At 73.7% G+C, this 20,916-nt stretch carries 15 protein-coding genes; 7 read left to right on the forward strand and 8 right to left on the reverse strand.

The features are described 5' to 3' along the window. Positions 1–13: 13 nt before the first annotated feature. Positions 14–1,006, reverse strand: coding sequence for a hypothetical protein (locus OG753_RS36665; protein ID WP_405791728.1), 993 nt, complete (start codon positions 1,004–1,006; stop codon positions 14–16). Between the two features lie 603 nt (positions 1,007–1,609). On the opposite strand from OG753_RS36665, the gene OG753_RS36670 reads away from it, so the two are divergent. Together OG753_RS36670 and OG753_RS36675 are read left to right on the forward strand one after the other, a co-directional pair. After that, entirely contained in the window at positions 1,610–3,757 is a 2,148-nt protein-coding gene (locus tag OG753_RS36670; protein WP_405791730.1) for a PIG-L family deacetylase, read from the forward strand. A 181-nt stretch (positions 3,758–3,938) separates the two neighbouring features. Next, positions 3,939–4,445 (forward strand): hypothetical protein, encoded by a 507-nt coding sequence (locus OG753_RS36675; protein WP_327266072.1) that lies wholly within the window; start codon positions 3,939–3,941, stop codon positions 4,443–4,445. 12 nt (positions 4,446–4,457) lie between these two features. Here OG753_RS36675 and OG753_RS36680 read toward each other — a convergent pair whose 3' ends face one another. Then, complete coding sequence (locus tag OG753_RS36680; RefSeq protein WP_327266073.1) at positions 4,458–5,936, reverse strand: hypothetical protein; 1,479 nt, start codon at positions 5,934–5,936, stop codon at positions 4,458–4,460. Positions 5,937–6,224: 288 nt separating this feature from the next. Here OG753_RS36680 and OG753_RS36685 point away from each other — a divergent pair, with 288 nt between their 5' ends. Continuing rightward, complete coding sequence (locus tag OG753_RS36685; RefSeq protein WP_405791732.1) at positions 6,225–7,736, forward strand: hypothetical protein; 1,512 nt, start codon at positions 6,225–6,227, stop codon at positions 7,734–7,736. Positions 7,737–7,739: 3 nt separating this feature from the next. Here the strand turns inward: OG753_RS36685 and OG753_RS36690 are convergent, their stop codons facing one another. After that, positions 7,740–8,237, reverse strand: a complete 498-nt coding sequence (locus tag OG753_RS36690; protein WP_405792944.1) for a methyltransferase domain-containing protein — start codon at positions 8,235–8,237, stop codon at positions 7,740–7,742. A gap of 118 nt (positions 8,238–8,355) precedes the next feature. Between OG753_RS36690 and OG753_RS36695 the strand changes: the two genes are divergently transcribed. Further along, positions 8,356–9,585, forward strand: coding sequence for a molybdopterin molybdotransferase MoeA (locus OG753_RS36695; protein WP_405791734.1), 1,230 nt, complete (start codon positions 8,356–8,358; stop codon positions 9,583–9,585). Between the two features lie 380 nt (positions 9,586–9,965). Here the strand turns inward: OG753_RS36695 and OG753_RS36700 are convergent, their stop codons facing one another. Both OG753_RS36700 and OG753_RS36705 read right to left on the reverse strand, forming a co-directional pair. Then, complete coding sequence (locus OG753_RS36700) at positions 9,966–14,219, reverse strand: molybdopterin-dependent oxidoreductase (protein ID WP_405791736.1); 4,254 nt, start codon at positions 14,217–14,219, stop codon at positions 9,966–9,968. Positions 14,220–14,440: 221 nt separating this feature from the next. After that, the gene (locus tag OG753_RS36705) at positions 14,441–15,559 is read right to left on the reverse strand and encodes a serine hydrolase domain-containing protein (RefSeq protein ID WP_405791738.1); all 1,119 of its coding nucleotides are present in this window, start codon (positions 15,557–15,559) and stop codon (positions 14,441–14,443) included. A 183-nt stretch (positions 15,560–15,742) separates the two neighbouring features. Between OG753_RS36705 and OG753_RS36710 the strand changes: the two genes are divergently transcribed. Next, positions 15,743–16,402, forward strand: a complete 660-nt coding sequence (locus tag OG753_RS36710; protein ID WP_327266078.1) for a TetR/AcrR family transcriptional regulator — start codon at positions 15,743–15,745, stop codon at positions 16,400–16,402. A 190-nt stretch (positions 16,403–16,592) separates the two neighbouring features. Here OG753_RS36710 and OG753_RS36715 read toward each other — a convergent pair whose 3' ends face one another. Both OG753_RS36715 and OG753_RS36720 read right to left on the reverse strand, forming a co-directional pair. Then, a complete protein-coding gene (locus tag OG753_RS36715) occupies positions 16,593–17,285 on the reverse strand; it encodes a hypothetical protein (RefSeq protein ID WP_405791741.1) in 693 nt (230 codons plus the stop codon). Between the two features lie 12 nt (positions 17,286–17,297). After that, positions 17,298–17,645, reverse strand: coding sequence for a S26 family signal peptidase (locus tag OG753_RS36720; protein ID WP_327266080.1), 348 nt, complete (start codon positions 17,643–17,645; stop codon positions 17,298–17,300). Positions 17,646–17,811: 166 nt separating this feature from the next. Between OG753_RS36720 and OG753_RS36725 the strand changes: the two genes are divergently transcribed. Beyond that, positions 17,812–18,315: a hypothetical protein gene (locus tag OG753_RS36725; protein ID WP_327266081.1), complete on the forward strand. Its 504-nt coding sequence runs from the start codon at positions 17,812–17,814 to the stop codon at positions 18,313–18,315. Positions 18,316–18,350: 35 nt separating this feature from the next. Beyond that, a complete protein-coding gene (locus OG753_RS36730) occupies positions 18,351–19,175 on the forward strand; it encodes a hypothetical protein (RefSeq protein ID WP_405791744.1) in 825 nt (274 codons plus the stop codon). A gap of 34 nt (positions 19,176–19,209) precedes the next feature. On the opposite strand, the gene dacB is transcribed toward OG753_RS36730, so the two are convergent. After that, complete coding sequence (gene dacB / locus OG753_RS36735) at positions 19,210–20,859, reverse strand: D-alanyl-D-alanine carboxypeptidase/D-alanyl-D-alanine-endopeptidase (protein WP_405791746.1); 1,650 nt, start codon at positions 20,857–20,859, stop codon at positions 19,210–19,212. Positions 20,860–20,916: the final 57 nt, after the last annotated feature.

Here is a 20,916-nt window from a genome sequence, read left to right on the forward strand (position 1 = left end):
CCGATCGCGCCGGTCACTTCGGTGCGACGGCACCGGAGTCCGGCGACTGCTGGAGCCCCGAGGCGTCGACCGCCTCGAAGTCCGATCCCTTGAAGTTCTTGAGCGCGTTGAGCTGGGAGTTGTCCCAATGGGGGTTCTCCTCACCGGTGATGTACCAGGGCGAGCCGTTGTCCGCGACGATGACGCCGTACTTCTTGAGCGCCTCGGCCACGGCCTTGGCCTGCGGGGCGAGTGATGAGGTGTCCACCGAGCCCTTGAGCCGCAGGCGCAGCCCCATGGGAGGCAGTGAGCTGTCCGCCGCCGAGCCCGCCTGGTGCCGTGCGGGCCAGAGATGGCTCTGGTCCGAGCGAGGGACTGTGATGCGGATCGCGTGGTCGATCCGCCCGGCCGCCGCCTCGTCGTGGCGTACCAGGCCGGGGAGGATGGCCAGGCCGGCGGCGTCGGCCGAGGTCCATCCGTCGGGCCGCAGGGCGTTCGACCGCAGGTCGAAGACCGCACCCGAGCCGGCGTGCCAGGCGCTGCCGCCCTGCTTCTCGGCGTCGAAGAGCTCGTAGGACTTGCACAGGGCGCGGTCCCAGACGACGACGTGACGGTCCCCGTCGCTCGCCGGACCGTTCTCGATCCTGGCGTCCTGCGGGATCCGGTACCCGGCGGGATCGCTCTCCTCCGGGTAGTCGAAGGAGAGCGTGGACTCCGGCACCGTCGTGTCCGAGACATTGATGGGAATGCCGAAGGGCTGCCCCTCGACGAGTCCCGCCCCGAAGTCCGGGTGGAGGGGCTCTGCGGCCCCGATCGAGGCGACGTACCGGTCGGAGCTCGGGTGCACGGGAAGGGTGTCCACCGGGGCGTGCCAGAAGCTGTCCGGTGGCGCCGTGGTGCACGAAGACGCCTGCCTGCCCGGCTGCGCGGCGCCCGACAGGACACATGCGGCGGTCACGGTGACGACGGTGGCCACGGCGGGGATCCCCCTGCGAGGGCGCGAGGCCCTGGTGCGCTGCATCGACATCGACCGTCCTCGGGGCCGGTCGGTCGACTCGGATCGGCTCGATCCGCCCAATCCGAATGTGCGAAATGGGTCATATCGGTCGTTCTCATCCATGTTAGTGCCGGAGGGGGCGGGCCGCCTCGGCTTCACCGATCGGTGCGCCGGGTCGATCCGGACGGGAGGGGAGGGGGTCGCGTCACCGATGGTGGGTCGTGCGTGGGTTCGGGGCTCGGGCGGGCCGGGCGGCAACGGGTGTCGCGGGGTGCCGCCGCGCCCTCGGCCGCCCCGAGGAGCGGTGTGCGATGCGACACGTGCAAGGGGGGAGGGTGGGGGAGTGGTCGTGCTCGTCGACTCGCCGATGCCGGGTCAATCGGCTGGTGGCCAGCGCATATACCGGTTCCGGCGCCATTGGCGGGCGTATTACCCAAGAGGTGATAAATCGGGCAAGCCGTATGCATTTCTGGCACAACTGGCTTTCCCGTCATAAGTGACTTGAGGGTGTGTCAGCCACAAACGTGCGGGACATAATCGGCGCCGGTCGTCTCCAGGAGCAGTGGAGCCAGCGGGGCACCGACCGACCTCCCCGCGGATTGCCGCACCGGACCGACCCCCAAGGCGCTGTACATGTCCCTGGCCAGCCGCACCCGACTCGCGGCCCTGCTCGCCGCGTTCTCCGTCGGCGTCGCCGGCGTCACGACCTGGGCCTACGGGCACGGGCAGGCGGGCGAGCCGCAGGCGCTGGCGCCCGAGGCGATGGTCAGCCCGAGCGTGACCGAGGGCTCCGCCCTCCAGGTCGTCGCCCACCCCGACGACGACCTGTTCTTCATGAACCCCGACCTGAGCCGCTCCATATCGACGGGCATCAAGGTCACCACCGTCTACCTGACCTCCGGCGAGTCCGACGGCCGGAACGAGGCCCACAGCCCTCACCTCCAGGACGCGGCAGGTCCCGCCGACCGCGCCGCCTACGCGGAGGCCCGGCAGAACGGCATACGCGCCGCCTACGCGCAGATGGCCACCGGGGACCGGACCAGCGCCTGGGAGCGGAGCTCCATACCCACCGCCGGGGGCGGCAGCGCCGAGGTGGACGTCCTGGTCGCCAGGCCCCAGGTCAACCTCGTATGGATGCAGCTGCGCGAGGCCCGCAGCATCTCCGGGGACAATCCGGACAGCCTCCGTGGCCTGTGGGACGGCCGCACCCCGGCCCTCGGCGCCCAGCTGACCTCCGGGACGCCGGTCGAGCAATGGTTCTCGTACACCAAGGACCAGGCCGTGGCCGCCATCGCGGGCGTGTTCGAGGCCTACCGGCCGACGACGATACGCACGCAGGACCCGACCCCGGGCCGGGCCGAGGGGGGCGGCGCCTTCCTCGACCACCAGGACCACATGTACGGCGCCCGCTTCGTGCAGGCCGCCGCCGACCGCTACGCGAAGTCCACGGACCGGCCCCACTTCTCGGTCCAGAACTACGTGAGCTACCCCAACAGCTCGCTGCCCCCGACGCTCGACCCGCAGACCGCCGAGGAGAAGCTCGGCTACCTCAAGACCTACGCCTGGACGGACCACCAGGACTGGTGCGGCAGCCCCGCGGGCTGCGGCGACCGCAAGACGGCGACCAGGCCCGCCGGGGCCGGCTGGAGCCAGACCATCCGCTACAGCCGCGGTGACGGCACCTCCTGGATGACCGAGGGTGTCTCCGGACGGCTCTGGGCCTTCGCCGCCCTGGACGGCCGGATGGCCTACTGGTCGCGCAGCGGCCCGCAGGCCCTGTGGGAGGGTCCCGCGTTCCTGCCCGGCGACGGCATCGACTCGGGGGCATCGGCCGTCCGGCTCTGGGACGGCCGGATCGGCGTGTTCGCCACCCGCACCACCCTCGGCGCGACGCCCCAGGACTACGGCCGGGAGATCGTCTACGCCCTCCAGAGCGAGGTCGACGGCGGATTCGGCCCGTGGCAGTCGCTGGGCACCCCGGACACCGTGGACCCGTCCGGTACCTCGGCGATCGGCGCGCCGTCCGTCGCCGTGGATCCCGAAGGCCGGATGACGGTGTACGTCCGCGACTCCCGGCGTACGCTGCGCGCCCGGGCGCAGGCGGCGCCGGGCGGTGCCTTCGGGGAGTGGCGGGCCCTGGGCGGCGCGGGTCTCCAGGGCGACCCGGTCACCGCCACCGACGAGTCGGGCCGGCGCCACGTGTACGCGGCCACGGCGGGCTCCGTACTGGCCTGGGTCCAGCCGGCGCCCGGCGCTCCGTTCGGCGGCCCCTTCCCGACCGGACTGCCCCAGACGACGGGCGCGCTCTCCGTGCGCCCGGAGGGCGACGGCGTCCGCCTGTTCTTCCGCCGGCCCGGCATCGGCACCGTCGCCACCGGTCTGGCCCGCGTCGCCGGGTCCGCACCGGAGTTCTCCCCGGTCGCCGAGGCCGGCGGCCTGGGCGGCTACGGGGCGGTCGGCATCGCGGGCGACCTGCTCGCGGGCCGCGCGGGCGCGGGCACGATCGGCGTGGCGGGCATCGACGGTCCGCAGCCCTGGCAGGAGTCCCAGATGCTGTACACGGGCGCACCGGCCGCCGTGGCGGGGTGGGCCGGTACGGCCGTCGCGGCCGCGCTGGGCCTGGACGCCGACCTGCACGTCATCTCGGCGGTCCCGCCGGGCGGCTCCCTGCCGCCCGGCAGCCGGACGCCCTCCCCGTGGCACCGGGCGGTCCAGCCCTGGACGCTCGCGCAGGCCGGAAGGCCGGGCTCGACGGTCGCCGGAGGCCAGCCGCCGCAGTGACCTGCGGCGGTTGCGGCAGCCCGCTGCGGCTGCGACCGGGCCTGAGCCCGACGCCCGACGCCCGCCGGGTGGCACGGCGGATCGGGGCGGGTGAGGATGGCGGGCGGACCACCTCACGGATCAAGGGCGGCCGCACTCCAGCCAATCGGACCCATCGGACCAACGGGCGATCGGGGCTTTCATGACCCCTCCTCACACCTCGTGCCGACGCGCGTGCGGCGGACCGGGGCGGCCCCGGGCGCTGTCCGCCCTCACCGCCTTCGCCACCCTCACGGCCCTGGTGGGTGCATGCAGCAACGACACCGCGCCCGACTGGGGATACCCGGAGCTCGGAACGATCCTCGGCTCGCTCTCCCGCGACCTCGAAGAGGGCTGCGGCGCGACGACCGCCCCCGCGAGCTGCGCGGAGCGGCTCGACAGGCTCACCGCCCCGACGGAGCGGGCCTTCGCCGAGGTCCTCGATCACAGACTGCTCGATGTCGCGACCGTGGCCGCGATGAACGATCTGGACCGTGCGAGGGAGGTCCGCGTCGGCGCCGCCGAGGAGGCCCGGTCCCGGCAGGAGCCGGACCACCTCCCCCTCCGGCGCGCGGTGGAGGCCGAGAGGCTCGCGTACCAGAGGCTGCTCTCCGAGCTGCAGCGCCTGCGCACCGCCCCACCGCCCGGTGACGGAACGGATCCCGTCTGAGGCGGCGCCGCCCTACTTCCTCGGCGGAGGGGTGGGGAGCGTGCTGCCGTCGAGGGCCACCAGGGAGAGGACGACGATCGAGCCCGTCCAGGCCAGCGGCGCGACCGACGAGGGCCTGCCCGTCCGGTCCACCTTCTCGGGGAGTTCCCCGAGCGGGTTCCGCTTGGAGAGGACCCAGTCCAGCACCCGCCCGGCCTTCGCCGCCTTCCCCGTACAGGCCCAGGCGAGGGCGAAGAACGAGGTACTGGGCGTCCAGGCGTTCGCGCCCCAGGGCGCCGTCGGGTCGTTGCCGGGGGTGAGACCCCCGTTGGGCAGGAGCAGCGCCTCGTACGTGGAATCCAGCGCCCGGGGCAGGTCCGCCGGGGCCGTGTTGAAGGGCGGCGCCATGAAGGCCACGGCGCTGTCCCGGCCGTGCTGCCCGTCGACGGTGCGCTGGTAGCCGAGGGGGGCGAACCTCCGGGAGATCCCGGCGGAGAGCCGTCCGGCGGCGGCGCTCCAGCGTGCGGCGTCCGCGGGCCGGTTCAGCTCGGTGGCGAGGTCCGCGGCGGAGTTGAGCCCGGCCAGCAGGGGCGCGGCCGTGCCGATGTTCGTCGTGTTCGTCATCACCTCCCAGTAGTCCGGGGAGGCCGGGGGCAGGCCGTCCGCCCCCAGGGAGGCCGCCGCACGGTCGGCCGCCTTGACGATCATCGGGTAGAGGCCGGCCAGCCGGGCGCGGCGGGTGACGGGAGGCGCCGTCCGGTACCACTGCCAGGTGGCCCAGGGAACCCAGCCGTTGGCGTCGAGCTGCCGGCGCCTGCCGTCCGGCGGGCCCGATCCGTCGAGCTTCGTGCGCGCCTCCCACGTACCGTCCTTGCGCTGGGTCGCAGCGCTGTACAGCAGGATCCGGTGGGCCTCGGCGTCGTGGCCGGTGTGGGCGAAGGCCGCGGAGGCGAAGCTGGAGTCGCGCGGCCAGGAGTACATCCAGCCCGGGGACCATCCCGCCGCCATGGCCCCGTTCGGCCGCAGCAGTCCCCTCATGGCCAGCAGGGCCCGCTCGGCGGTCGCGCGCTGCGCCGGCGTGCTGCCCGGGACCCGGCCGGCGGCCAGCCAGGCGCGGCTCTCCGCGATCTGCAGACGGGCCGTCGGATCCTCGGGGGCCACCACGGCCGACGCGGTCCGGCCCGCGGGGAGGTACTTCCACCGGCCGGACAGCAGCCGCAGTACGTGGCTCCCCTCGACGTACCGCGCGCCCTGGGCGACGGACGAGGGGATGCCCTCGGCGGCGGTCGTGTTGGACAGGAGCCCGACGGCCGGCGCGACGAGCATCGACAGGGGCGCGTAGCGGCCCTCGGCATCGCCGTGGCTCTGGTGTCCGAGGGGCCGGACGAAGAACACCGGCCGTTCCTCGTCGGAGTGCCGGCCGACGGGGCCCGCCGCGACGCACACGGGCAGGGCGACGCTCGCGAGTGACGCCGTGACGGCCGCCCATCGAACGAGCGGGGCAGCAGTCATCGCCACTCCTCCTGTCGGGCTTCCGTTCGCGCGGCCCCCGGATCTCCCATCGTGGGACAGCCGTGCCGGGCCCGCCACGACATGCCCGCCGCCCGGGTGACCGGGGGACCCGGAGCGATCCTCGCGTCCACGCACGGAGCAACGGCGCAACGGCCGTGGCAGGGCCGAAGTCCCCCGTGGCGCACGGAACGAGGGGCCGCGGGCCCCGTTGCGGCGAGCCCTCTCCCGGATGCCGCCGGACGGCGGGCCGGGCACATTGGTGTGACCGTCGCTGCGAAGGGCTGGTGAATGAGCACTGCTTCGGCCGAGGGCAACCGCCGGTTCGTCCGCAGGCTCCTGCTGGGCGCGGGCGGCTGCCTCGCCGCAGCGGCCGGGGCCCTGATCGCGGTCGGGTGCTTCCTCGGGCTCTACGTCCGGCCCACGTCGGACGACTGGTGCGCCGCCTGGAAGTCCCGCGATCTGGGAGTCCTCGGCATCACGCACGACTTCTACGCGACACAGAACGGCCGGATCACCAATGCCTTCCTGAGCGGCATCGTCTACGGCGACGGACTGGCCGGGGTGAAGATCCTTCCCACCGTCATCGCCGTCACCTTCACGGCCGGTCTGGTCCTGCTCGGCATCCAGTTCTTCCGCTACCTCGGTGAGAGACCCCGGGTGATGTTCCTGATCGCCGCAGCCCTGGCCCTCCAGGCACTGCTCTACTACGGCGGCACGCGCACCTATCAAGTACTGCTGTGGGCGCCGGCCACGATCTCCCACACCGTTCCCGCCGTCATCGGGGCATGGGCCCTGCTGCTGGCGATCCGGACGGTCCGCCGGCCCCGTGGCGCCCCGCGCACGGCGGGCTTCGCCGCCGCGTTCGCCATCGGGTTCGCGATCGGCACCCTGAGCGAGTCGTTCGCCCTCGTCAGCGGCCTCCTCGCGGCCGCGATCGCCCTGCTGGCCCTGCCCGGCCTCAAGCTGGCGCGGACCTGGCTGCCGTTCACCTGGTGCCTGCTCTGGTGCGCCGGACTCGTCGTCGGACTGGCCGTGCTCTACACCTCCCCCGGTGCCCGCTGGCGCCGGGCCCAGCAGCCGCCCAAGGAGCCGATGCTCTCCGCGACCGAACTCCGGGGCGCCTTCGAGGACTGGCAGCTCATGTGGGACTCCGTCAGCGGCCAGTGGGCCTACCTCGGCGCCGTCGCCGTCGGTCTCCTGCTGGGCCTGGCGGCAGGGCTCGGTGCGTCCGGGCCCGCGCCATCGGCGGTGCGCGGGAGCCGGGAGCCGGGCCGGGCCGTCCCGCGGAGGATGCTGATCGCCCTGCTGCTGCTCCCCGTGCCCGTGGTGGTGCTCGGCTCGTTCGCGGTGGTGCTGGGCCTGCGCAGCGGCTACGGCCCGAGCGGATGGACCTACGCCCGTACCTGGACCAACTACCTCGTACTGATGGAACTGGCGCTGTGCGTCTACGGGGTGCTGCTGGGGGCGTGGGCCCGCCGGTTCCTGGCGCGCCGGGAGGCCGCGGCCGTGGCCCTGCCGGCCGCCGCCGTGGCCGCGGCCGGCCTGGCGGTGGCCTCGCTGGCCGTGCTCGTCCCGAACGTGAAGCAGCTCACCACCACCACCGTCACCCGCGCGGTCGCCTGGGACGCCCAGAACTCCCGGATCCGGACCGAGGCCGCGGCGGGCGCCGGAGACCTCGGCTACCGGCGCATGCCCATCGGAAGCCTGGCCGAGCCCTTCTTCACATCGGACTACGAGCGGGACTGGGTCGCCGCCTGCATCGCGCACTGGTACGGCATCGACCGGATACACCGCCTCTGAGGGTCAGCCGCGCGGCATCGCACGGGCCAGGAAGCGGGCGGCGCGCTCCGCGCGGCCCGAGGGATGGAAGAGCAGCAGGACGCCGTCGGCCGCGGTGACACGGGCCCATTCGCGCAGGGCCGCGGACGGGTCCGGGAGATGGTCGAGCAGTCCCGCCGAGAAGATCCCCTGAACGGACCCGCCGGGCAGGGGGGAGCCGGGTGCAGTCGGCGGCGACGAGATGCCCGTGGCGGGTGCGGCCGTGCCGGGCGGCGGCGGCCGGCATGGCCGGTGGCCGGGGTGAGGTCGACACCGAGTACGTGGCCGCGGGCGCCGACCTGCGCCCGCAGCGCGGGCACGGCCCGTCCGGTGCCGCAGCCGAGGTCCGCGGCCCGCCCGCCGGGCCGCAGCCGCAGCCGGGCGACCGCGGCCTCGTACGCGGGGGTCTGGTCGGCGAACCGCTCCTCCCAGGCGTCGGCCCTCGGGTGAGATCGGGACGCTCGCGATCCGGGCGCTCGCGATCCGGGACGCTCACGAGCGGGGCGCTCACGCGGGCAGGCCGTCGGCGGTGAGCGGATCGGAGCGCAACCGCAACCCTCCCGCGGGGACCCGGAAACGCGACCGCCCGACAGTGGGGTCCATGCTTCCCACGACCGCCGCCACCGCCGTCCGCACACCCCGGATCCCGGCACGGCCGCCGGCCGTGTCCTGGGCGCGGGCCCGGGCGCTGGCGCACGGCGCGGCGCGTCCGTTGCCGGCCCGTACGGTGGCGCTGGCCGGCGCGGCCGGGCTCACCCTCGCCGACGGCCTGCGCACCCTGCAGCCGCTCCCGGGCTTCGACACGGCCGCCATGGACGGCTACGCGGTGTCCGGCCCCGGTCCCTGGCGGGTGCGGGCCGTCGTCCGCGCGGGCACGTCCTGGCCGGGCGTGCTCGGCCCGGCGGAGTGCGTGGAGATCTCCACCGGGGCCGAAGTGCCGGCCGGGGCGCAGGCCGTACTCCCCCTGGAATCTGCGGTGACCGGGCACGACGGCCGGGTGTCCGGACCTCTGCCGCCGCCGGGCCGGCACATCCGGCGCGCGGGCGAGGACGCTCCCGCGGGCCGCACGCTCGCCCCGGCGGGCACCGGGATCGGGCCCGCGCTGCTCGGGCTCGCCGCCTCCTGCGGCCACGATGCGCTGGCGGTACGGCCGCGCCCCCGGGTCGGCGTACTGATCACCGGGGACGAGCTGGACCACGCCGGCGTTCCCGGCCGCGGCCGGGTGCGCGACGCCCTCGGTCCGCTCCTGCCGTCCCTGGTCACCGAACTCGGCGGTGAGCCCGGCGATGCGGCCGGACCGGTGCGGTACGTCCCCGACCGGCCGGCGGGAAGCCTGGCCGGGGCCGTGCACGAGGCCCAGGGGCACTCCGACGTCGTCGTGGTCACGGGCTCCACCTCCGTCGGCGCCACCGACCAGCTGCGCAGGCTGCTGGACGACTGCGGGGCGCGGATGGTCGTCGACACGGTCGCCTGCCGGCCCGGCCATCCCATGCTGCTCGCCGAACTCGCCCCGGACCGATGGGTGGTCGGTCTCCCGGGCAACCCGTACGCCGCCCTGGTGGCCGCCCGTACCCTGCTCGGCCCCCTGATCGCGGGCCTGTCCGGACGCGTCCTCGATCCCCTGCCGCAGGTCCCCGTGCGCGGGTTCATGCGGCCGGCGCCCGGCCTGACCCGGCTGGTACCCGTCGCCTGGGACGGCGTGCGGGCCACGATCGCCGACGGGCACCGCGCGGCCTTCCTCCAGGGCGCCGCCGTGGGCGACGCGCTCGCCGCGATCACCCCGGACTGGACCGACGGCAGCCCCGCGCCGCTGGTGCTCACCGCCCGCTGACGGCCGTCGGGCGAGATCGAGCCGCCGCTTGTACGAGCCGCCGAAACCGCGGAGTTCGTCCACGGGGCGGACCTCCAGCAACCAGTGGGCCTGCCACCCTCCCGCGACCGTGCGGCGCAGGGGGCGGTCGTTCTCCGGGCAGATGTACGCGTGGCTCGGAGAGCCGGGCGGCGCGTCCCCGATGTCCGCCGACGGACCGGTCCCGGTCAGGTGGCCGGCGTGCCAACCGCCCAGTGTCCAGACCGCTTTGGCCGCGAGCGCCCGGACCTCGGCGTACAACTGCCCGCCGGTGATGCCCGGATCGGCGAGGAGCAGCTCGCGACAACGCGCACGCGGTGGCGCACGGGCAGGGGAGAGGCGTGCGCGTTGCCCGGACGCGCTCAGTACACGTCGCGCGCGTACCGCTTGGCGGCCGAGAGCTGCTTCAGGTACGCGGCCGCCTCGTCCGCGTCGAGGCCGCCGTGCGCCATCGCGATCTCGCGGAGCGCCCGGTCCACGTCCTTCGCCATCCGGCTCGCGTCACCGCACACGTAGAAGTGGGCGCCGTCCTGGAGCCAGGACCACAGCTGGGCTCCGTGCTCCCGCATGCGGTCCTGGACGTAGACCTTGGTCCGCTGGTCCCGGGAGAAGGCCAGGTCGAGGCGGGTGAGCGTGCCGTGCCGGTGGAGTTCCGCCAGCTCCTCGCGGTAGTAGAAGTCGGTGGCCTCGCGCTGTTCGCCGAAGAACAGCCAGTTGGCGCCCTGGTGCCCGAGCGCGCGGCGGTGTTCGAGGAATGCCATGAACGGCGCTATTCCGGTCCCCGGGCCGACCATGATGGCCGGAGTGTCCGCGCCCGCGGGCGGGCGGAAGTGTGCCGAGCTCTGGACGAACAGCGGTACCGGCGTGCCGGGTTCGGCGTCCGCCAGGAAGGTGGAGGCCACGCCCTTGCGGTGGTGGCCGCCCGGCCCCTCGTAGCGCAGGACCGACACGGTCAGGCCCACCTCCCGCGGGTCGACGAGGGGGCTGGAGGAGATGGAGTACAGGCGCGGCTTCAGCCGCCCCAGACGCTCGGCCCATTCCTGGGCGCTGAGCCGCACCGGGAACTCGGCCAGGACGTCCACTGGCCCGCGGCCCCAGGTCCACCGGGCGAGGCCGTCCTTGTTGTCGGGGCGCGTCAGCTGCTTGAGCCGGCGGTCGCCGGTGTGCTCGGTGACGAAGCGCAGCAGGTCGGGCGTGAGGCGGGTGATGTCGAGGTGCCGGTGGAGCGCCTCGGCGAACGGCATGGGGTCGCGGCCGGGTACGGCGACCTCGGCGTCCGGGGCGAGGCCGGTGGCGGCCAGCCATTCCGTCACCAGACCGGGGCAGTTGACCGGCTGGACCGCCAGAGCGTCGCCCGCCTCGTACGCGGGACCGTCCTCGCCCAGGTCGAAAGCGAACCGGCGGACCTCCTTCGTGGCGCCGGGCAGGCTGAGCAGCCGGTTGCCGGACAGCCGGGCGACGTACGGGGAGTTACGGTCGGCCACCGGCCGGGTCCGGGGTCCCGCGGCGGCGCCCGGGTCCGGGGCGGCGGCCGCGAGCGCCGCGCGCACCTGCTCCAGCCACCGGCCCGCGGGCTCCTCGTAGTCGGGCTCGCAGTCCACCCGGGCCAGGAGGCGCAGGCCGCCGAGTTCTTCGAGGCGCTGGTCGAGCCGGCGGCCGTGGCCGCAGAAGGCGTCGTAGGTGGAGTCGCCGAGGGCGAGTACCGCGAACCGGACGTCCTTCAGGCGTGGCGCGTCGGTGGCGCTGAGGGATTCCCAGAACGCGGCTCCGTTGTCCGGCGGGTCACCGTCACCGAAGGTGCTGGTGACGATCAGCAGATCCGTGCCGGGTTCCAGGGAGGTCGGAACGCGCTCCGCCATGCTGTGCACGCTCGCCGGGGCGGCGGCGGCAGTGCCCAGTTCCGCCGCGATGCCGGCGGCGAGGTCCTCGGCGTTCCCCGTCTGCGAGGCCCACAGCACGACGGTCCGCCGGGTCCGGCGCACCGGCCGGGCCGGGGGGTCCGCCTCGGCCGGGGCCGGTGCCGGAGCGGCCGGGGGAGCAGCGGCCAGGGCGGTCGCCGTGCGCGAGTACGCGCCGGCGAGGACACCGTCGACCCAGAGCGCGTGCCCGGCCTCGAAGGGGGCGCCGGCGGGGAGCGACGGGACGTCCGCGCCGGGCGGGGCGGAGGCGAGCCCGGTCAGGAACCCGGCGAGGTACTGGCGCTCCCGGTCGGAGAGGGCGGGCGGTGTCCGGTCCTGCAGCCCGAACACGTCGGTGAGGGCCGTGAGGGCGGTCACCGCCGGGGCCGTGCCCGGACGGGGCAGTGTCGCGGTGGTGCTTCCCGACGACGCCCGGGCGGGAGCAGGGGTGCCGAGGCCGTCGGGGCCGGGATCGCCGCCGACGGGTGCGGGTGCGGTGGCAGGCGGCAGGGCCGCCACCACGGGGACCGGGGCTGTCGTCTTCGTCAAAGTCACCGCGCACATCTTGAAACCGGGCTGGAAGGAGATCGGGTCGACGGCGTCGTCGGTGACGGCGTTGACGCTGAGGTACTCGCCGAACAGGTCGTTCCAGTGGAAGGGGGCGAAGCAGTTCCCCGGCCGGACCCGGTCGGTGACGACCGCCGGCAGGACGGCCCGCCCGCGCCGGGAGGCCACCTCCACCCCGTCGCCCTCCACGATGCCGAGGGCGGCCGCGTCCTGCGGGTGGATCTCCACGAAGGGTCCGGGGTCGAGCCTGTTGAGCTTGGCGACCTTGCCGGTCTTGGTCAGGGTGTGCCACTGGTGCTGCAGACGCCCCGTGTTGAGGACGAACGGGTAGTCCTCGTCGGGGAGTTCGCCGTCCGGCAGGTGGGGGCGGGCGAAGAAGACGGCCCGTCCCGTCGCCGTCGGGAAGGCCAGCCGGGGGCGGCTGCCGTCCGGACGCTCGGCCGGGGCCCGGCTGACCCCGTCGTTGAGGTAGCGGACCGGATTGCGCTCCGGCCCGTCCGGGGCGGCCGGCCACTGCACCGGGCCCGAGCGCAGCCGCTCGTAGGTGACACCGCGCAGGTCCCAGCCGGTCTGCGGGTTCCAGGCCTGCCGCAGCTCCTCGAACACCTCCTCGGCGCACGTGTACGTGAAGGCCTCGGCGAATCCCATCGCGCAGGCGACCTGTGCGATCAGCTGCCAGTCGGGCAGGGCCTCGCCGGGCGGATCGGCCGCGCCCTGCACCAGGGTGAGGTTGCGCTCGGAGTTGATCATCACTCCGTCCGACTCGGCCCAGAGGGTGGCGGGCAGCGCGATGTCGGCGTAGGCATTGGTTTCGGTCTCCGCGAACACATCCTGGGTGATGACGAGTTCGGCGGTCTCCAGGGCCCGGATGACGGTGCTGCGGTTGGCGACGGAGGCGACCGGGTTGGTGCAGATGATCCAGCACGCCTTGATCTCACCGTCCGCCATCTTCTCGAACATCTCGACGGTGCCGCGTCCGGCGTCGGTGCGCAGGGTGCCCTTCGGCACACCCCACAGCTCCTCCACGTACGTGCGGTCCTTCTCCACCAGGACCGAGCGCTGACCGGGCAGACCGGGTCCCATGTATCCCATCTCCCGTCCGCCCATCGCGTTGGGCTGGCCGGTGAGGGAGAAGGGGCCGCTGCCCGGGCGGCAGATGGCGCCGGTGGCGAGGTGCAGATTGACCAGGGCGTTGGTGTTCCAGGTGCCGTGCGTGGACTGGTTCAGGCCCATGGTCCAGCAGCTCATCCACTCGCCCGCTTCGCCGATCCAGCGGGCGGCCAGCCGGATGTCGGCCTCCGGTATGCCGGTGATCTCGGCGACCTGCGCGGGCGCGTAGTCCCGTAGGAAGGCGGGCATCTCCTCCCAGCCCTCGGTGTGCTCGGCGATGAACGCGGGGTCGGTCCAGCCGCCCTCGACGAGCAGGTGCAGCAGTCCGTTGAGGAGTGCCAGGTCGGTGCCGGGCCTGATCTGCAGGAACAGGTCGGCCTTGGCGGCGGTGGCGTTGCGCCGGGGATCGACCACGATGAGTCTGGCTCCGGCGGTCTTGACGCGGTCCATCATCCGCAGGAAGAGGATGGGGTGGCAGTCGGCCATGTTGGAGCCGATGACGAAGAAGGCGTCCGCCCGGTCGAAGTCCTCGTAGGAGCCGGGAGGGCCGTCCGCGCCCAGCGAGAGCTTGTAGCCGCTGCCGGCGCTGGCCATGCACAGCCGCGAGTTGGATTCGATCCGGTTCGTCCGCAGGAAGCCCTTGGCCAGCTTGTTCGCCAGGTACTGGGCCTCCAGGGACATCTGGCCGGAGACGTAGAGCGCGAGTGCGTCGGGGCCGTGCGCGTCGAGGATCCGGCGGAGCCGGGCCGCCGTCTCCGCGATGGCCGTCTCCACCGGGGCGGCGGCGGGCTCGGCGCCCCGCTCGCCGCGGACCAGTGCGGTCGTCAGCCGGCCGGGCGCGGCCAGCATGTCGGCGTGCGTGGCGCCCTTGGTGCACAGGCGTCCGCCGTTCGCGGGGTGCTGCCTGTCGCCGGTGACCTTGGCCACCGTACGGCGCCCGTCGCCGCCCGTGACGATGTCCAGGACGATCCCGCAGCCGACGCCGCAGTAGGAGCAGACCGTACGCACCTGCTGCCCGGCCGCTGCCTCCGCCTCCGCCACAGCAGACCTCCTCGCGCCACCGGCCGACACCGCCCCGGGCCGCTGCTGCCCGGTGCAGGTCGATCCCGTTGCGGTCCACCGTAGGAAATCCCTGTTGCGTACATGTGTCGGGCGGTGCCACCCGGGGGTTACGAGTGGCTTCGCCAAGATCGCGACGGGCGGTGAGGCGATCAGCGGCCGGGTGCGTCCGCCCCCGGGCCCGGCCGGGATGGTGCGGCCGGTCAGCCGTACATCGCCACGCGGTGCAGGGCCTCGAGCGCGCCGTCGATGGGATGGGGCTGCGGCCTGCCCGAGGAGTCGAGCCGGTTCCACCTCTGCGCGTTCACCGCGACCGCCATCTGCCGCATGCCGTCGGCGCGGGTCATGGCGAGCGCTCCACCGCCCCAGACCGTGCCGCCATGACCCCAGAAGGTGTCCTGCCCCGGCTCCTGGACCGGGTACAGCCCCAGGCCGTAGTCCATCGTCTTGCCCTCCTGGGACACGACCCGGACCGTGCGGCGCATCTGCGCGAGCGACGACGGGCTGACGATCTCCCCGGCCAGCAGCATGCGGTAGAAGCGGTTGAGGTCCGCGACGGTCGATATCAGCGAGGCCGAAGGACCCGTCCATGACATGTCGAAGACGCTGTAGTCGCGCGGCGGGTCGATCATGCCGAACCACGCCTCGTAGAGCAGTGAGTGCGGCCCGTTCACCTGCGGCCCGGTGGGGATCTCGGTGTCCCGGAGCCCGGCGCGCTCGATGACGTTCTCGGTGATGTACCGCTCGGCCGTGGTGCCGGTCACCTGTTCCAGCAGCTCGACGAGGAGCAGGTAGTTGGTGTTGGAGTACAGCCCCGGCGCGCCGCCCGGGGTGCCGACGGCAGGTGCGGCGACCCCCAGCCCGATCAGCTCGACGGGGTCGAACCGTGTGAACCGGTGGTCGTCCAGGCTCTGGGGGCCGGTGTTCGCGAGGTCGGGGAGCGCCTTGAGGGAGGGGTAGGCGTAGGGGAGGTACTCGGCGAGGCCGCTGGTGTGGTTGAGCAGCATCCGGACCGTGATCGCGTCACCGCGTTCCCCGGGCACCAGCTTCGGAAGGTACCGGCCGACCGGGGCGTCGAGACCGATCCGGCCGCTCTCGACCTGCTGCAGAACCGCGGCGGCGGTGAAGGTCTTGGTGATGCTGCCGACGCGGTGCCGCATGTCGGCGGTGACAGGGCGGCCGGTGGAGACATCGGCGACCCCGGCGGCGCCGCGCCAGATCTGGTCGCCGTCGCGCACTTCGGCGAACAGCCCCGGCATCCCGGCGCGGTGCACGTTCTCCAGGGCGGCCTTCAGCTTCGCGGGATCCAGTGGGTTCCTCACGGTATGCGTCCTTTCGTATTCCGCGGGTGGAGCTCCACGTCGGGAGCCCGGCCCGGGTCAGAGGGCACGAGTGGCGTGCCGGCCCGCCTGCTGCCGGGCCGGCACGCTCATGTCCTCATTATGCACGCGGTGCGTGCAACACCAAGTGCATGGGTTAGGGTGAGACCCGGAAAGAGGAGTGAGATGGCACCGCGAAGGCGTTGGTCGACCGACGAGATCCTGGACGCGGCGGCGGAGTTGCTGCGCACGAGCGACGCCGAGTCGTTCAGCGTGCGCAAGCTCGCCGCTGCCCTGGGAACCGATTCCTCCAGCCTCTACCGGCACTTCCGCAGCAAGACCGAACTGCTGCGCGCGGTCGCCGACCGGATCCTCGCGGCCGCCATGGACGGCTACCGCCCCGAGGGCGACTGGAAGCAGCGCATCACCGCCCTGGCCCTGCGCGTGAGAGAGGCCTTCGGGCAGCAACCCCAGCTCGCCGGGGTCTGGGGACGCTATGCGTCGGGCGGCGCAGGTTCCCGGCTGGTCATGGAAGAACTGCTGCAGGCCCTGCGGGCGTCGGGACTGCCCGACGAGCAGATCCCGGCGCGCTACCACCGGATCGCGGTCCTCATCGCCTCGCTGATCGCTTCCGAGGCCGGGGTCAGCACCATCACCGCCGAAGAGTACGAACAGGGCATGGAGCTGTTCCGCGTCGCGGTACTGGGCGCCGACCCCGAACGCTTCCCCGCCCTGGCCCACTTCGCGCGCGACATCCGACCCCTCGGGGCGGACCGCCGCGCCGCGTTCGAAGAGATCCTCGCCGCCCAGCTCGCCGACATCGAGGCCGCGGCCGGCCCCCGCTAGGTCGTCTCTTTCGGATCTTGCTCCCCCAGCTACCGCTGTGGGAGGTGCCCCCAGGCCCGCGTCGCCCGGCACCGCACCTCGCCGCGTTGTCGGAGCACCGCAGTACGTCCAGTACAACGGCGCTCCTCCGCCTTGCGATGCACGGCACCGGACGACGCGGGCCCGACCGACAAGATCCAAAAGAGACGACCTAGCCTCCCGGCTCTGGAACGTCGTCCGTCGCCGCCTGCCACTGGTCCGAGTACTCGATGTGGATCTCGCGCGCGTCACCCAGCACACCGGCGTTGGAGTGGAGTGCGGTGCAGAAGTGCGGGTAGCCCCGATGGACCGGCACATAACCCGGGCCATTGCGGGCGACGTCGAAGAAGTGGCGGGCGGTGGCCCTGAACACCGGCGCGCTCCCCGTCATGAACAGCGTCTCGGCGTGCACGTGCTGGTGGAACAGGTCCCGGTTCTCCCGGTAATGCCGAGCCTCGGCGTCGGCCGGCTGCTCGTCGGCCTTCGCCGGACGGGGCAGGGTCACCGTCTGCGGGCGGCCCCGGCCGAGGCGGGAGCGTACGTCCTTCCAGCGCGCGGGCGGGAACTGGAGCGAGTGGTGCAGCAGCACGAGATCGAGCTGCCGGCTCCCCGGCTTCGGCAGCTCGCGCCCGGGAGCGCGGTTGCCCCGCATCGGCAGGTGGACCAGAGAGCGCGGGGACGAGGCGGCGAGCGTCCACAGGCCGCCGACCAGCTTCGCCGCCTGCTGGTCGAAGTAGGCGTCCATGTGGCTGTCGTGGTCGACGAGGACGGCGCGGACCAGCGGCCGCGCCGGTCGGATCACCTTGAACTCCACCGGTCCGAGCCGTGCCCGGTGGATGGTGACCGGTAGCTTCAGTTCCTGCACCGGAACGGCCCCCTACGCCGCACGCGTCTTGTCCGCGGCGCCCGCCCGGGGGACACCGTCGACCGCCACGCAGATGCCGAAGACCCGGTCGTGGCCGGTCCAGCCGTTCACCCGGCCCCGGTTGTTGCTGATCTGCACCCGCCTGCGCACCGGATCCACGGCGGACACCAGGTGCAGGTACACGGTCCCGGCGACCCGGGCGAGGACGATGTCCCCCGCCTTCAGCCTCGCCGGTTCCACCGGAGCGACCACCACCTGCTGACGACTGCGTATCAGCGGGACCATCGAGGAGCCGCTCGGCCGGAACTCCACGGTGGCTCCGCCGGCGACCCTGCCGGCAACTGCGTCCAATGCACCCATCCGAGGATGCTGACAGATCCCGCCGCGGGACCCCACCGATTTACGTCCGGGTCCCGGCCCGGTCCCGCTGCGGCGGGCGTTCGGTGTGTCTGCGGCGGTCCGCTCGGCGCCGGCGGTATGGATGGTGGGGTCATGCGGGGCGGCGGGCGAGAGCGAGGAGCGGCACGTGGCGGCGATGGTCGGACTGTTCTGGGTCACCCCGGACGCGGTGTACGTGGGCTCGCCGCCGAACGCCATCGGGGTCTGCGTCCGGCTCACCGCCGACGGACTGGAGGCCGCGGACCCGGACGGTTCCCTGACCTGGACCTGGCAGGGGGTGCGCTCCGCGGTGGTCGAGGACGCACCCAGCGAGAGCCGGACGAGCCGCGCGTCGAAACTCCTCGGGTCGGTGGTCTCGGCCGCGATCGGCGGCCTCACCGGCGAGGGGCCTCCCGAGATGACGCTGCGCCTGGACACGGCCGACGGATCGCAACGGCTCACCGTGTACTCGGCGGCGGCCGGCGGGTACATCGACGAGGAGGTGCGGCTCTCCCAGGAGCTCCTCGACCGCTTCGTCGCGGGAACCGCGGACCCGCGGGCCCCCGGGGCATGGGGCCGCGTGCACGCAGGGGAGGGCACCCCCGAACCCCGTGCGCGGGAGGCACTGCTGCGTGCCTGGGCACAGACGTAGCCGGGTGCCCCGCAGCCCGTCTCTAGGGTGGCGGGATGACCCACCTGCACGATGCCGACCGGCTTGCCCTGAATCTGCTCGACGCCCGCCTGCAGGCACTGTCCGACGGAGCGACGAAGCTCCCGCCGCCGCAGGTGCCGGCCTGCCCCGACGGCCGGCCGGGCGCGGCCGGCGACCTCGTCCGCCGGACCCTGGATCAGCTGCACCGCATCCCGCGCGAGCCTGCGGACGCCTTCGGTCTCCGGGTACGCACCCTGCTCCTGGAGTTCCGCAGCCGCCGCTGCCCCTGGAACGCTGCCGCGACACGTCTGCTCGACGACGTCTACGCCTTCGTGTCCACCGGACCACGCCGCCACGCGGACTGGAAGCACGACGTCCTCGCCGTGATGAACCGCCGGGTCCGTGATCCCCGGGGCTGGGTGCGGCTGGACGGGGACCGTACCGAGGACACCCGTTGGGGTCTGCCCGCATATCCCTTCGACCCGCCCGCCGTGGCGCGATGGCCCGACCTCCTGTACCCGCTGGAGGCGGAAGCCGCCCACGGGGCGCTCGCCGTCATGACGGAGGAATGGCAGGCGGAGCCGCGCCCCGTCCGCGGCAGGCCGGACCGGGACGCGGTACTGGCCGATGCCCGGACCCTGCTCGACCGGTACGGCCCCACCGCCCGCTACTGGACCAACGCGCGGGCGGCCGCCCATGACCGGGCCCCGGACTTCGTCGCGGCCGGCCTGCAGGGCACCGCCTCGCACACCTTCCTCACCTCCGCCTACGTCCGGGGGCTCGACCTGTTCGACGATCTGGGCCTGATCGCGGTCGGCGACGAGGAGGTGGGCGTCTTCTGGTCGATCGGGGCCTACTGACGCGCTCCCCGCACCGTGCTCCCGGCACCGGCCGTCAGGGCGAGGAGGACTCCTGGAGATAGGCGGCGATCAGGGCGAGGTCATTGGCGATCGACAGCACCTCGGTGGGGTCGGCGCCCGGCGTTGACGCGCCGTTGACGCCCGCGTAGAAGGTGTCGAACCGGCCGCCGCCCTTGTCCAGGTAGCCCGCGATCGTGATGGCGCCGACGGCCAGCCGGTCGTTGAGGGCGTCCCCGCCGACGGCCGCGCCGGTCTTCGCGAACACCTTGCCCCGGGCCGGACAGCTGCGGCAGTTCTCGGCCAGCAGGCCGTCGACACCCAGGATGGGCAGGGCCTCCCGGAACAGCTGCGCGTCCGGCGTGCGCTGCCAGTACGCCAGCATCTGCACCAGGACCTGCGGGGTGGCCCGGTCGGCCGGGTTGCCGCCGCGGCCGTCCATGAGCTGCGCCTGTTTGCGGTCGACGCCCGCCCGGTCCAGGAAGTCGGCCAGTACGGGGAAGCCGGCCTCGCACTGGTTGCCGTCCGCCGTGACGGCCAGCAGGCAGATGCCGAGGTTCGCGCCCAGGTTGTGGCTGACCTTGAGGATCAGCTTGGCGTACTGGGCGTAGGGCGGGGAGGTGTACGCGGCCACCCGCGGGCGCCCGTCGTAGTCGCGCGGCAGCCGTCCGACCGGGTTGGGGCCCGACGGGTCGGCGGTGACGTGCACCCCCGCGCGTTCGAGCGCCTCGATCAGCGCGACGCGTCCGAAGGCGGCCGGGTCGCCGATCGGGGAGGTCCGCAACAGCGGTTCGGCGTCCGCCGCGATGGTGCCGGTCAGCCGGATCCGGGTGCCGCCGTCGGTCGCCGTCGCGGTCACGGCGGTCGGTTGCCCGGCCGCCACGGTCTTCACCGCCGAAGTGACCTCGTACGGAGCGACCTTCGGCCGCCAGTCCAGCCGGGCGTCCGCGCCCGCCCGGCCCCCGGGGGTGGTCATGAGGTCGATCAGGTTGTCGTTGATGATCAGCGGTGTCGGGGTCGGCACGAGCTCCGGGTCGGGGAGGAACAGCCGGCTGTCGACGATCACGTCGCCGTCGACGCGGGTGATGCCCGCCTCGCGCACCTGCCGGGCGAGCCGGTCGATCCCGTCGAGGGGGTTCTCCGGGGTGAGGGTCGCGCCGGGGAAGTCGTTGGCGTAGGTGTGGTCGAGGTCGGTGTACGCGACCGTACCGTCGGGGCGGGTCCTGCCGCCCATGGTGAGGTCGCCCTGGGCGACGAGGTCGAGGTCGCCGGTCAGGGTGGCGCCGTCGCGCTCGCCGACCGCGTAGAGCGGGGTCACGAAGCGGTGGTCGGCGCCCAGGGTCTGCCACGGGCCCGAGACGCTGAGCAGTTTGGCGGTGGAGCCGGGGATGAAGAACTGCCCCGGGAAGAGGCTGTGCACCACACGGCCGCCGTCCGGTTCGGTCTGCAGCAGGCCCCACTGGGCGTTGCGGTACTCCGGCTTCCGCATGATCGCCGTGATGCGCGGGTCGAGGCCGGCGAGGCCCGTGTCACCGGCCGGTGGAGGCGGGGACGACGACGTCGAGGACGGGGCGGGGGTGGGGTCCGCGCCGCTCGCCGTGCCCGGGGCGAGGGCCACGAACAGCAGGGCGGCGCAGGCGGCGGCCGTACCGCGCCGCAGGGGTGCGGGGTGGATCGGTCTGCTCACAGCGCGCTCCGTTCGTCGCGGCTGCCTACTCCCGAGGCCAAGCAACAGGGTGGCACG

It is taken from the genome of Streptomyces sp. NBC_00029 (assembly GCF_045160505.1).
GTDB lineage: Bacteria > Actinomycetota > Actinomycetes > Streptomycetales > Streptomycetaceae > Streptomyces.

Excerpts from the sequence above, each read along its gene's own strand:
- OG753_RS36665 (WP_405791728.1), bottom strand. The coding sequence starts at position 1,006 with ATGTCGATGCAGCGCACCAGGGCCTCGCGCCCTCGCAGGGGGATCCCC.
- OG753_RS36670 (WP_405791730.1), top strand. The coding sequence starts at position 1,610 with ATGTCCCTGGCCAGCCGCACCCGACTCGCGGCCCTGCTCGCCGCGTTC.
- OG753_RS36675 (WP_327266072.1), top strand. The coding sequence starts at position 3,939 with ATGACCCCTCCTCACACCTCGTGCCGACGCGCGTGCGGCGGACCGGGG.
- OG753_RS36680 (WP_327266073.1), bottom strand. The coding sequence starts at position 5,936 with ATGACTGCTGCCCCGCTCGTTCGATGGGCGGCCGTCACGGCGTCACTC.
- OG753_RS36685 (WP_405791732.1), top strand. The coding sequence starts at position 6,225 with ATGAGCACTGCTTCGGCCGAGGGCAACCGCCGGTTCGTCCGCAGGCTC.
- OG753_RS36695 (WP_405791734.1), top strand. The coding sequence starts at position 8,356 with ATGCTTCCCACGACCGCCGCCACCGCCGTCCGCACACCCCGGATCCCG.
- OG753_RS36710 (WP_327266078.1), top strand. The coding sequence starts at position 15,743 with ATGGCACCGCGAAGGCGTTGGTCGACCGACGAGATCCTGGACGCGGCG.
- OG753_RS36720 (WP_327266080.1), bottom strand. The coding sequence starts at position 17,645 with ATGGGTGCATTGGACGCAGTTGCCGGCAGGGTCGCCGGCGGAGCCACC.
- OG753_RS36730 (WP_405791744.1), top strand. The coding sequence starts at position 18,351 with ATGACCCACCTGCACGATGCCGACCGGCTTGCCCTGAATCTGCTCGAC.